Raw genomic sequence first — 11,972 nt, 5'->3', positions numbered from 1 at the left:
GCCCGCTTTCGGGGTAGACTTCACGCACCGGCCTCGAGCGCCGGAACCAGCGGCGGGTCGGCACCATGCCGGTCCGCCGTTGTCGTTTCCCGCCGGCCCCATAACGACAACGAGACATCCATGCCCAACATCGCCTTGCTGAACAATATCGAGCACAAGGACCTGCGCGTCATCACCGGCCACCGCCCCGGCCTGGGCAGCGAGGTCGCCTGGGTGCTGACCTTCGCCGCCGAATTCCGCTCGCTGCAGGGGCACTATCCGATCATCTTCCGCCGCGACGACGCCCAGGCGCGTTACGAGGCGATCGCGCTGCTCGGCTTCACCGAGGACGAGAACCTGTTCCTGGAAGACGGACGCTGGGATGCCCCGGTGGTGCCGCTGCTGCTGGAGCGCCAGCCATTCCTGATCGGCCGCAGCGGCGACGAGCTGATGATCCAGGTCGACCTCGACCACCCGCGCGTGAGCCGCACCGAGGGCGAGCCGGTATTCAAGCCGCATGGCGGCAACAGCGACTACCTGGCCCACGTCGACGGCCTGCTGTCGACGATCCACCACGGCCTGCAGTTCGAGCCTGGCTTCATCGACGCCCTGGAGCGCCACGCGCTGCTCGAGCCGTTCGCGCTCGAGATCGAGTTCGACAACGGCGCGCAAAGCCGCATGTCGGGCTTCTACACCATCAACGAGGAACGCCTGGCCGCCCTCGACGCCGGCGCGGTCGCCGAACTGCACCGGGCCGGCTACCTGGGACCGATCTGGTTCGCGCTCGCGTCCCTGTCCAACCTGCGCGGCCTGATCGACCGCAAGAACCGCCGCCATGCTGCCCATCGCTAAGCGGGTACGCGAGATCGCCGGCCTGCGTCCCGGCGAACTCGGCCCCGAGATTCTCGCGTCGACCGAGCCGCTGCTGCTGCGCGGCCTGGTGGCCGACTGGCCCATGGTCAAGGCCGGGCTGGCCTCGCCGCGCGACGCCGACGCCTACCTGCGCCGCTGGTACCGCGACGCCACCGTCAACGCCATGCTGGGCGCGCCCGAGACCGAGGGGCGCTTCTTCTACAACGAGGACCTGAGCGGCTTCAATTTCTATCCGGTGCGGGTGCGCCTGGACACCGTGCTCGACGAACTGGCCAAGCACCTGGCCACCACGCCGCCGCCGACCATCTACGTCGGCTCGACCACGATCGACACCGCGCTGCCCGGCTTTCGCGCCGAGAACGACGTCGACCTCGGCGCGCGCGACGCGCTGGCCAGCATCTGGATCGGCAACCGCACCGTCATCGCGGCCCACTACGACCTGCCCGACAACCTGGCGTGCGTCGCGGTCGGGAACCGCCGCTTCACGCTGTTCCCGCCCGGCCAGCAGCACAACCTGTACGTCGGTCCGCTCGACTTCACGCCGGCCGGCCAGGCCATCAGCCTGGTCGATTTCGCCAGGCCCGACTACGCGCGCTTCCCGCGCTTCGCCGAAGCGCTGGAACATGCGCAGGTGGCCGAGATGGCGCCCGGCGACGCCCTGTTCATCCCCAGCATGTGGTGGCACCACGTCCAGGCGCTCGACGCCTTCAACGTGCTGGTCAATTACTGGTGGCGCCAGTCGCCGGAATGGATGGACACCCCGACCAACGCGCTGATGCATGCGCTGATGTCGGTGCGCGACCTGCCGCCCGAACAGCGCAAGGCCTGGGCCGAGCTGTTTCGCCACTACGTGTTCGAGGCCGACGCCGACACCGCGGCCCATATCCCGCAAGCCGCGCGCCGCGTGCTCGGGCCGCTCGACGACGATGCGGCGCGCGCGATCCGGGCCCAATTATTAAAGCGGATGAACCGCTGAGGAGACAAGCATGGAACAGAAGAACAGCCATGAGGGCGATTTCAAGGGACGCCCGATCCGGCGCGTGGTGATCGCCGGCGGCGGCACCGCCGGCTGGATGGCGGCCGCCTGCATCTCGAAGGTGCTGGGCAAGCGCCTCGACATCAAGCTGATCGAGTCGGACGAGATCGGCACGGTCGGCGTGGGCGAAGCCACCATTCCGACCCTGATCAACTTCCATAACCTGCTCGAGATCAACGAGCAGGAATTCATGGCGGCGACCAAGGCCACCTTCAAGCTGGGCATCGCCTTCGAGGGCTGGCGCAATGTGAACGAAGACTACATCCACTCGTTCGGCCTGACCGGCACCGACCACTGGACCGCCGGCTTCCAGCATTTCTGGCGCAAGGGCCGCGAGCGCGGCCTGGCCGGCGACTACGGCGACTACTGCCTCGAGCTGCGCGCCGCGCGCGAGAACCGCTTCGCCCACCTGCCGCGCGGCGGCATGAACTACGCCTACCACCTCGATGCGACGGCGTATGCGAAGTACCTGCGCGCCTTCAGCGAACGCTTCGGCGTGCAGCGCATCGAGGGCAAGATCGTCGACGTGACCACCAGCGCCCTGACCGGGCATATCCGCTCGCTCACCCTCGATTCGGGCGCCGACATCGAGGGCGACCTGTTCATCGACTGCACGGGTTTCCGCGCGCTGCTGATCGGGCAGGCGCTGGGCGTGGAGTACCAGGACTGGTCGCAATGGCTGTTCAACGACAGCGCCGCCGCCTTGCAGACGGCATCAAGCGGCGACGCGGTGCCGTACACGCGCTCGATCGCCCACGGCTTCGGCTGGCAGTGGCGCATCCCGCTGCAGCACCGGGTGGGCAACGGCATGGTGTTCTCGAGCCGCCACGTCGAACAGGAGCAGGCCATCGGCGCGCTGCTGGCCAACGTCGAAGGCGAAGCCCTGATGAAGCCGCGCGTGTTGCGCTTCACGCCGGGGCAGCGGCGGCAGGTCTGGAAGGGCAACTGCGTCGCGGTGGGTCTGTCCAGCGGCTTCCTGGAGCCGATCGAATCGACCAGCATCCACCTGATCCAGCGCTCGATCGTGCGCCTGATGCAGATGTTCCCGAGCGCCGGCATCGCGCACAGCGACGTCGAGGAATACAACCGCCAGGCGGCGCTCGAGGTCGAGCATATCCGCGACTTCATCATCCTGCACTACAAGGTCACCAACCGCGGCGACACGCCATACTGGCGCGAGGCGCGCGACATGACGGTGCCGGCCTCGCTCCAGCACCGGATCGACCTGTTCCGCGAGACCGGGCGGGTATTCCGCGTTCCCAACGAGCTGTTCGCCGAGAATTCGTGGATCCAGGTCATGCTGGGCCAGGGCATCACACCGCTGCAGCACCACCAGTCGGCCGACCTGATGGGCGACGAGGAACTGGCCCACTTCCTCGGTTCGATCAAGGCCAGCGTCGACAAGACCGTGAGCCAGCTGCCGACGCACCAGCAATACGTCGCGCGCTACTGCGCCGCGCCGATGTAACACTGCGCCCGGCGCGCAAAAAAAACGCCCGCGCAGACTGCGCGGGCGTTTTGTCTTTCAGGCCTGCGACGCTCACTCGGCCGCGACCTTCTCCTTGTGCAGGTTGGCGTACTTGACGCCGTAGTACATGATGAACAGGTAGCAGGCCGCCGGCACCAGGAACGAGATCTGCAGGCCGATGGTGTCGGCCAGGATGCCCTGCGCGAACGGCACCACGGCGCCGCCGACGATGGCCATGCACAGGATGCCCGAGCCCTGGCCGGTGAACTTGCCCAGGCCGTGCAGCGCCATGCTGAAGATGGTCGGGAACATGATCGAGTTGCACAGGCCCACGGCCACGATCGCCCACATCGCCAGACTGCCCTCGGTGAAGGTCGCGGTCAGGACCAGTGCGATCGAGCCGAGCGCGGTGACCGCCAGCGACTTGCCCGGGCTCACATAACGCATCACGGCAAAGCCGATGAAGCGGCCGATCAGGGCGCCGCCCCAGTACATGCTGACGTAGCGCGCCGCGTCGGCGTGCGACAGGCCGGCGATGTGCGGCTCGCCGATGAAGTTGATCAGGAAGCTGCCGATGCTCACTTCGGCGCCGACATACAGGAAGATGCCCAGCGCGCCCAGCACCAGGTTGCGGTGCGACATCGCGCCGCCCTTGGCGTCGACCGCGGCGGTCGTGTCGTCGAAGGCGATCTTCGGCAGGCGCGCCATTGCGAACAGCACCGCCAGCAGCGCCAGCGCGGCGGCCAGGCCCAGGTAAGGGCCTTGCACGGCGGCGGCTTCGGCGGCCTTGTGCGCGGCCTGTTCGGCCGCCGGCAGCAGGGCCAATTCGTCGGCGGAGAGCACCACGGTCGACAGGATCAATATGCCGCCCAGCGCCGGCGCCACGGTGGTGCCGAGCGAGTTGAAGGCCTGGGTCAGGGTCAGGCGGCTGGCCGCGGTGCGCGCCGGTCCCAGCGCGGTGACGTAGGGGTTGGCCGCCACCTGCAGGATGGTGATGCCGCTGGCCAGCACGAACAGGGCGAACAGGAACATGCCGTAGCCGCCGTTCGAGGCCGGGTAGAACAGGGCGCAGCCGGCGGCCGCGATCATCAGGCCGGTGACCGCGCCGTTCTGGTAGCCCAGGCGGCGGATCAGCGCGCCGGCCGGCAGCGAGACGATGAAGTAGGCGCCGAAGAAGCAGAACTGCACCAGCATCGCCTGCATGTAGGTGAGGGTGTAGATCGACTTCAGGTGCGGGATCAGGACGTCGTTCAGCGAGGTGATGAGCCCCCACATGAAGAACAGGATGGTCACGATGACCAGCGCACCGGTGTGCGGATTGTGCTCCCCTTCCGTTGCGGCGCTGGCCACGGTGGGGTTCTGGATTGGGTTCTGCATGGAGTCTCCGTTATTATTGCAGAGTTGCGACGTGATCCGACAGCATAGCCGAAACCCCGCGCAAGGCGGGATACTGTTCGGTAATGAGGTAGGTCGGTATGCGGGACAGGTAATCGCCGAGGCGCCCCTTGTCTTCGAAGCGCGCGCGGAAAGCCGATCGTTCGAAGATGGGACCCAGGCGCGGCACGATGCCGCCGCCGATATACATGCCGCCGGTCGCGCCGAGCGTCAGTGCGACGTTGCCGGCCACGCTGCCCAGGATGGCGCAGAACACCCGCGTCGAGCCTTCGCATTCGCTTGATGAGCCGTCCAGCGCGGCGGCAGTGATGTCGGCGGCCTTGAGGCGCTTGCCAGTGCGCGCCCAGTGGATCAGTTCCATGCCCATGCCAGACAGCAGGCGTTCGGCCGAAACGTGGCCGTACTCTCCCCACAGCGCTTCCAGGATCGCGACCTCGTCGCGGCTGACGGGTGCGAAACTGACGTGGCCCCCTTCGCCGGACAGCGCGATCCAGCGGTCTCCCGCCGGCACCACGCCCGAGACGCCCAGGCCAGTGCCGGGGCCGATCAGGCCGATCGTCCGGTTGGGCAGTTCGATGCCGCCGCCGATCTGCCTGCGGCCGTGCTGCGCCAGGTGCGGCAGCGACATCGCCAGCGCGGCGAAGTCGTTCACCATCAACAGCGTCGTCAAACCCAGCTCCAGGCGCAGGGCTTCGATCGAGAACTGCCAATGGTGGTTGGTCATCCTGATCTCGTCGCCTTCGACCGGATTGGCGATCGCGATCGCCGCATGGCGGACCGTATCGACCGCCAATCCGCGGCCCCTGGCATTGGCGAGGTAAGTGCGCATCGCGTCGCCCAGCGTCGGATAGTCGCTGGCCGGCAGCACCTCGATGTCGTCGAATCCCCGGGAGGGATCCGACTGCAGGGCGAAACGCGCGTTGGTGCCGCCGACGTCGGCCAGCAGGCGCAGCTCAGTCGTCGCCTCTCGCGTCATTTCAGTTCACCGCACTGCACGGCGCCGGCTTCCTTCGCCGCGCCGCCGGCGATTTCGATATTGGCGAAGGCCGCCGAGAACGCGGCGTCGCTGGTGACGGCGAACGGCGTGTCGACCTTGGCCAGGTCCAGGCCCTTGGCCTGGAAGCACGACAGCGGAATCGCGACGGTGTTCTTGGCGCCGACGCCCAAGCGCTTGAACAGGCCGGTCGCATCCAGGTCGACGCTGGTCGCGCCCTGGCGCATCGAGAGCGTCACCTTGCCGGCCGGGGCCTTCGTGACGATGGTGTCGAAGCGGAGCGCGCCATCCTTGACGGCGGCGCCGGGCAGCACGATGGCGCGTGCGCCGCGCGCTTCCAGCGTGGCGGGGCCAGTCCAGGCGCCCAGCTTGGCGTCCTGCTGGGTGTTGACCTGGGCGGTGGTGACGGTGATGTTCGGCAGCTGGAAGCTGGCGTTCAGGTCGGCGCCCAGCACGGTACTCTGCTGGCCCGAGCGGATCGCCAGCGGATAGCTCAGGCGGTCGGCCTGGCTGAACACCGGGAAGGTGTTGCCGGCGCTGCAGCCGCCTTGCGGATAGCTCTCATCGAGCTTGCCCAGCCTGGAACGGGTGCCGGCCTTCAAGCCATAGCCATAGGCGAACAGCGGCGCGTAATCCTTGTCGCCGACGTTGAGCTTGACCTGGCAGGCCGACTTCGGCCACGAGAACGGCAGCACGCCGCGGAAGTCGTAGCGTTGCTGTCCTTCGACCAGCAGGTCCGACACGCCCTTGCCCTCGGAGCCCGGCAGCCAGGCCGAGATGAAGGTGTCCGACAGGTTGAGCAGGTCGTTGGCGAACACCGGACGGCCGGTGACCATCACCGTGACCACCGGCTTGCCCTTGCCGGCGACGGCCTTCAGCACGGCGAGGTCTTCCGGATAGCGGCTGCTGTGGCGCAAGGTGCCGGACGGGTGGATGTCGCCGTCGCCTTCGGCATACGGACGCTCGCCGATGACGGCGACCACGACGTCGAACTTCGACACGTCGACGCCCTTCGCGTCGAGGCTGAAGCTGACGTTGTCCTTGCCTGCGGCCTCGCGGATGCCGGCCAGGATGGTGTCGGCGTTCTTGAAGTCGGCATTGGTGGTGGCGGTGCCCTGCCAGGTGATCGACCAGCCGCCGCTCTGGTTCGACAGCTCGTCGGCGCTCTTGCCCACCACCAGGATCTTCTGGCCGCGCTTGATGGGCAGGGCCGGGCCTTCGTTCTTGAGCAGCACCAGCGACTCGCGCACCGCCCGGCGCGCAAGCAGCCGCGCCTGCATCGCGTCATCCTTGCCGGCGTGGGCGTTCTGCATCGGGCTCTTGTCGAACAGGCCGGCGCGCAGCTTGACGCGGATGATGCGCGAGACGGCGTCGTCGATGCGCGACATCGGGATCTCGCCGCTTTCCACCTGCTTGATGGTGTTGGCGATAAAGGCCTTCCAGTCGTCCGGCACCATGATCATGTCGTTGCCGGCGTTGATCGCCTGGGCGCAGCTGTCGTTGCGGCAGCCCTTCACTTCGCCGATGCCGTTCCAGTCGGTGACGACGAAGCCGTCGAAGCCCATCTTGCCCTTGAGGATATCGGTGATCGCCGCCTTGCTGCCATGGAGCTTGCCGTATTCGGTGCCGGTCGTGGTATCGGTCCAGCTGTTAAACGAGGTCATCACGGTCTGTGCGCCCGCCGCCAATGCCGGGACGTAGCCGGCGCCGTGGATGTTGATCAGGTCCGCTTCGCTGGCCTCGGTCACGCCGCGGTCCTTGCCGTTCTTGGTGCCGCCGTCGCCGATGAAGTGCTTGGCGGTGGCGATGGTGTTGGCGTCGTCCTTGAACACGCCCTGCATTCCCTTGACGTATTCGCCGGCATAGCTGCGCACGACTTCCGGATGCTCGGCATAGCTTTCGTAGGTGCGGCCCCAACGGTCGTCGCGCACCACGGCCAGGGTCGGGCCGAACACCCAGGCGATGCCGGTCGCGCGCACCGCTTTCGCGGTGGCGGCGCCGATCTCGCGCATCAGCTGCGGATTGCGCGCCGCGCCCAGGCCGATATTGTGCGGGAATAGGGTGGCGCCCGGCACGTTGTTGTGGCCGTGGACCGCGTCCGTGCCCCACACCACCGGCACCTTGATCGCCATGTCGGTCTTCATCGAGGCCGCGTGGTAGGCCTGGGCCAGCGCCAGCCATTCCTTCGCGTCGGCCGCCTTGTTGTTGTTCGGCCAGCTGCCGCCGCCGTTCAGGACCGAACCGAGGTAGTACCTGGTCACGTCCTCGGGCCTGGCGGTCTTGATCTCGGGCTGGGTCATCTGGCCGATCTTCTGCGCCAGGGTCATCTTGCCGACGATTTCCCTGACCCGCTTCTCGATCGCCTCATCCTTCTCGATGGCGCTGGTCACGCGCGGCCAGTCGGCCAATTGGGTATCGACCGGGGCGGCGGCGCCGCAGACGGCCGGCAGGGCCAGGGCGATGGAAAGGGCCAGCGTGGAAGGACGAAGCTTGAAGGTCATGGGTTGTCTCGCTTTATTGTTCGTTGAAGTAAACGCTTATTCGTAGAGGCTCATTCCTGGCGCAGGAAGGAACCATACCATTTGCCGCTGTTCTTCAGGCGGCGCTGCTGGGTGGCGTAGTCGATGTGCACCAGGCCGAAGCGGCGCAGATAGCCTTCGGCCCACTCGAAGTTGTCGAGCAGGCTCCAGGCGAAGTAGCCCTTGATCGGCGCGCCCTGGTCGATCGCATCCTTCATGGCGGCCAGGTGGCGCATCAGGTAGTGGCGGCGCTGGACGTCGTCGATCTCGCCGTCCGAGCCGACCGTATCCTCGAAGGCCGAACCGTTCTCGGTCACGTACATCGGGCCCGGGTGGTAGTCGTTCTCGATCCGGGTGAGCAGCTCGGTGAAGCCTTCCGGCGACACCGGCCAGCCCATCGCGGTGATCTCGCCGCTGGTGGTCGGCAGCACTTTCGCGTCGAGCGGCGCGTGGCCGGCCTCGTGCTGGATCACTTCGGGGAAGTAGTAGTTCACGCCCATGAAGTCGGTCTTGACCGCGATCGCTTCCATGTCGCCCGGCGCGACGTCGGGGGCCGCGGCGCCGAATCGTTCGCGCGTGGCTTGCGGGTAGCCGCGGCCGAACAGCGGATCGAGGAACCAGCGGTAGCGCAGGCCGTCGTGGCGTTCCACCGCCTCCTTGTCTTGCGGGCTGTCGCTGGCCGCGCGCAGCGGGTGCAGGCTGACCGCCATGCCGACTTTCGCATCCGGCACGTTTGCGCGGATCAGCGGCACCGCCTTGCCGTGCGAGACCAGCACGTTGTGCGCGACCTGCAGCGCCGCCTTGAGGTCGGTCTTGCCCGGCGCATGCCAGCCTTCGAAGTTGCCGATGATCGCGGTGCACCACGGCTCGTTGTGGGTGATCCAGTGCTTGACACGGTCGCCCAGCGTGCGCGTCATGGCGTCGGCGTACTCGAGGAAGGCGTCGATGGTGGCGCGGTTTTCCCAGCCGCCCTCGTCCTGCAGCGCCTGCGGCAGGTCCCAGTGGTACAGGGTTGCCCATGGCTCCAGGCCGCGTTCGAGCATGCCGTCGACCAGGCGCGAATAGAAGTCCAGGCCCTTCTGGTTCGGCTGGCCCTTGACGCCGGTGTAGATGCGCGGCCAGGCGAACGAGAAGCGGTAGGCGTTCAGGCCCATGCCGCGCGCGATGTCGAAGTCTTCGGCCCAGCGGTGGTAGTGGTCGCACGCCACCAGGCCATCGGAGCCGTCGCGGATCGTGCCGGGGGTGGCCGCGAAGCGGTCCCAGATCGATTCCACGCGGCCGTCTTCGCGGCCGGCGCCTTCGATCTGGTAGGACGAGGTGGCGCAGCCCCACAGGAAGTCGCGGGCGAAATCGCTGCGCTGCGGCGCGGAGGGCTCGGGTCGGTTGGCAGTGGTCATGGTCTCGCTTCAGGTAATGGGTATGTTCTGATCAAATTTGGGGACAGCTTACCAACACATTGGAAAGCTTTCCAGTCTGGCGCCAAAAAAAATGGCCGCGCGCGGCCCGCCGGAGCGTCGCATGCCCGCCTCACTTCTTTTTACTTGCCGCCTTGGCGGCGCGTTTCGGCTTGTCGCCACCGATCCTTGCCAGCGAGGCGCGCATGGTGACACTGACCGGGAACGAGCGCGCCACCGGGCGATTCAGGTCATAGCAGCGGTTGAGCAAGGCGTTCAGGCCGTTCTGCGTCATCTCGCGCCACGGCATGTGCACCGACGTCAGGCGCGGCGCCGAGAACTCGGCGCTCGGCGTGTCGTCGTAGCCGATCACCGACAGGTCGCGCGGCACGCTGATGCCGGCTTCCTGGAAGTAGGACAGGGCGCCGACCGCCATCTCGTCGTTGGCGCAGAACAGCGCGGTGCACGGCGTCTTCGATTCGACCAGGGCCTTGGCGGCTTGCCAGCCGCCCTGCGGCGAGAAGTCGCTCTCGACCAGCCACACGGTATCGGTATCGATGCCGCCGGCCTTCAGCTCGTGCATGAAGCCGTCGATGCGCGCCACGTTGTCGAGCAGCGCACTCGGACCGGCGATGACGGCGATGTCGCGGTGACCATGGTCGAGCAGGGTGCGCGCCGCCAGGCGGCCGCCCTCGGCATGGTCGACGGTAAAGCACTGCTCCGGGATGTCCTTGAAATCGTGGTTGAGCGCGACGATCAGGCGCCGCTTGCCGCCCAGGGCGGCGATGTCTTCATCGAGCAGGGCGCTGCTCATGATGATCAGGCCGTCGCAGCCGCGCTCGATCAGGAACTCGGTGCCTTCGATCGCCTGGTTGCGCGCGTCGCCCAGGCCGACGCCGAAGGCGACCACCATGTGCAGGCCGGCCGCGCGCAGTTCGGTGTCGATGATCTGCAGGATCGGGGTGTAGAAGGTGCCGGACAGGACGGGAATGTACACGCCGATCATCCGGCTGGTGCCGGACAGCAGGGCGCGCGCCGCGTGCGATGGGCGGAAACCCAGCTCGTCGATCGCCTTGCGCACGCGCTCGAGCGTGGCCGGCGATACCGAGCCCTTGCCGCTGACCACGCGCGAGGCGGTGCCGAGACCTACTCCCGCCAGCCGCGCTACGTCCTTGATTGTCGCCACCTGCGATCCCTATTCAATAAATACGTGAGTCAAAATAGCCGCCAAGCATACTGCATCCGCGTGCGGATGGCATCCATCCGTCATAAGCGCCGTCCATTTTCAGGATCGAACAACGAGACGCGGCCGGTGTCGATCGCGAAACGCAGCGCCTGGCCGGACGCGAGCAGCCGTCCATCGTGCTCGATGCACGACAGCGCCTGCCCGCCGCAGTCGAGCCACACCACCTGGTGGTTGCCCATCGGTTCGACCAGGGTGACCGTCGCGTGCAAGGGGCCGTTGTCGTCGACGTGGATGTGTTCCGGGCGCGCGGCCAGCGTCACGGCGCCCGGCTGCGCGCCGTTGAGCGGTAGCGTGAGCGCGCCGGCCGCGAAGCGGCCCTGCGCATCGACGCTGCCGTCGATGAAATTCATCGACGGCGAACCGAGGAAACCGGCCACGAAGCGGTTGGCGGGCGTGTCATATACCTCGGCCGGCGTGCCGATCTGCTGGATGCGCCCCGCCTGCATCACCACGATGCGGGTCGCCAGCGTCATCGCCTCGGCCTGGTCGTGGGTCACGTAGATCATGGTCGAGCCGAGCGTCTGGTGCAGCATTTTCAGTTCGCGCCGCAGTTCGGCGCGCAGCTTGGCGTCGAGATTCGACAGCGGCTCGTCGAACAGGTAGACGCCGGCTTCGCGCACCAGCGCGCGGCCGATCGCCACGCGCTGGCGCTGGCCGCCCGAGAGCTGGGAAGGCTTGCGCTCGAGCAGGGCGTCGAGCTGCAGCATCTCGGCGGTCTTGCGCACCCGGCGCGCGACTTCCGCCTTCGGCGTGCCGGCGATCCTGAGGCCAAACGACATGTTCTTCTCGACCGTCATGGTCGGATACAGCGCATACGACTGGAACACCATGCCGATGCCGCGCTCGCTCGGGTCGGCGTGGCTCATGTCGCGCCCGCCGATCTCGATCGCGCCGCCGGACAGGTCGATCAGGCCGGCGATGCTGTGCAACAGGGTCGACTTGCCGCAGCCCGAGGGGCCGAGCAGCACCAGGAATTCGCCCGGCTCGATCTGCAAATCGAGATCCCGAATGATTTCCTGATTGCCGCGGGTGATGCACAGTTTGCGCAGGTGGACGTTCGACATGCCG

Annotated in this window: 9 protein-coding genes; 3 read left to right on the top strand and 6 right to left on the bottom strand. The window is 67.2% G+C overall.

Annotated elements, in window-relative coordinates; genetic code table 11:
• Positions 1 to 120: 120 nt before the first annotated feature.
• Genes ACZ9AQ_RS01465 through ACZ9AQ_RS01455 form a run of 3 tightly spaced genes read left to right on the top strand, consistent with a single transcriptional unit; the run spans position 121 to position 3,356 of the window.
• The gene (locus ACZ9AQ_RS01465; RefSeq protein WP_429201328.1) at positions 121 to 831 is read left to right on the top strand and encodes a SapC family protein; all 711 of its coding nucleotides are present in this window, start codon (positions 121 to 123) and stop codon (positions 829 to 831) included.
• Positions 815 to 1,828, top strand: a complete 1,014-nt coding sequence (locus tag ACZ9AQ_RS01460) for a cupin-like domain-containing protein (RefSeq protein WP_429201330.1) — start codon at positions 815 to 817, stop codon at positions 1,826 to 1,828. Before ACZ9AQ_RS01465 ends, ACZ9AQ_RS01460 begins: the two co-directional genes overlap by 17 nt.
• Before the next feature lie 10 nt (positions 1,829 to 1,838).
• The gene (locus ACZ9AQ_RS01455; protein ID WP_429201332.1) at positions 1,839 to 3,356 is read left to right on the top strand and encodes a tryptophan halogenase family protein; all 1,518 of its coding nucleotides are present in this window, start codon (positions 1,839 to 1,841) and stop codon (positions 3,354 to 3,356) included.
• Positions 3,357 to 3,428: 72 nt separating this feature from the next.
• Here the strand turns inward: ACZ9AQ_RS01455 and ACZ9AQ_RS01450 are convergent, their stop codons facing one another.
• The 6 genes from ACZ9AQ_RS01450 to ACZ9AQ_RS01425 all read right to left on the bottom strand — a co-directional run bounded on the left by ACZ9AQ_RS01450 (position 3,429) and on the right by ACZ9AQ_RS01425 (position 11,968).
• Positions 3,429 to 4,733, bottom strand: coding sequence for a sugar MFS transporter (locus ACZ9AQ_RS01450; RefSeq protein ID WP_429201334.1), 1,305 nt, complete (start codon positions 4,731 to 4,733; stop codon positions 3,429 to 3,431).
• A 13-nt stretch (positions 4,734 to 4,746) separates the two neighbouring features.
• The gene (locus tag ACZ9AQ_RS01445; protein ID WP_429201336.1) at positions 4,747 to 5,727 is read right to left on the bottom strand and encodes a glucokinase; all 981 of its coding nucleotides are present in this window, start codon (positions 5,725 to 5,727) and stop codon (positions 4,747 to 4,749) included.
• Positions 5,724 to 8,246, bottom strand: coding sequence for a glycoside hydrolase family 3 protein (locus ACZ9AQ_RS01440; protein WP_429201337.1), 2,523 nt, complete (start codon positions 8,244 to 8,246; stop codon positions 5,724 to 5,726). Before ACZ9AQ_RS01440 ends, ACZ9AQ_RS01445 begins: the two co-directional genes overlap by 4 nt.
• A 50-nt stretch (positions 8,247 to 8,296) precedes the next feature.
• Positions 8,297 to 9,661 carry a GH1 family beta-glucosidase gene (locus tag ACZ9AQ_RS01435; RefSeq protein ID WP_429201339.1) on the bottom strand — a complete coding sequence of 455 codons (1,365 nt, stop codon included), beginning with the start codon at positions 9,659 to 9,661 and terminating at the stop codon, positions 8,297 to 8,299.
• 130 nt (positions 9,662 to 9,791) lie between these two features.
• Complete coding sequence (locus ACZ9AQ_RS01430; protein WP_429201341.1) at positions 9,792 to 10,844, bottom strand: LacI family DNA-binding transcriptional regulator; 1,053 nt, start codon at positions 10,842 to 10,844, stop codon at positions 9,792 to 9,794.
• Between the two features lie 80 nt (positions 10,845 to 10,924).
• Complete coding sequence (locus tag ACZ9AQ_RS01425; RefSeq protein WP_429201343.1) at positions 10,925 to 11,968, bottom strand: ABC transporter ATP-binding protein; 1,044 nt, start codon at positions 11,966 to 11,968, stop codon at positions 10,925 to 10,927.
• Between the last annotated feature and the right edge of the window lie 4 nt (positions 11,969 to 11,972).

The sequence above is a fragment of the Massilia sp. UYP34 genome, from assembly GCF_056279385.1.
The sequence above is the reverse complement of the archived record's forward strand: the minus strand, read 5'-3'. Positions and strand labels throughout refer to the sequence as shown.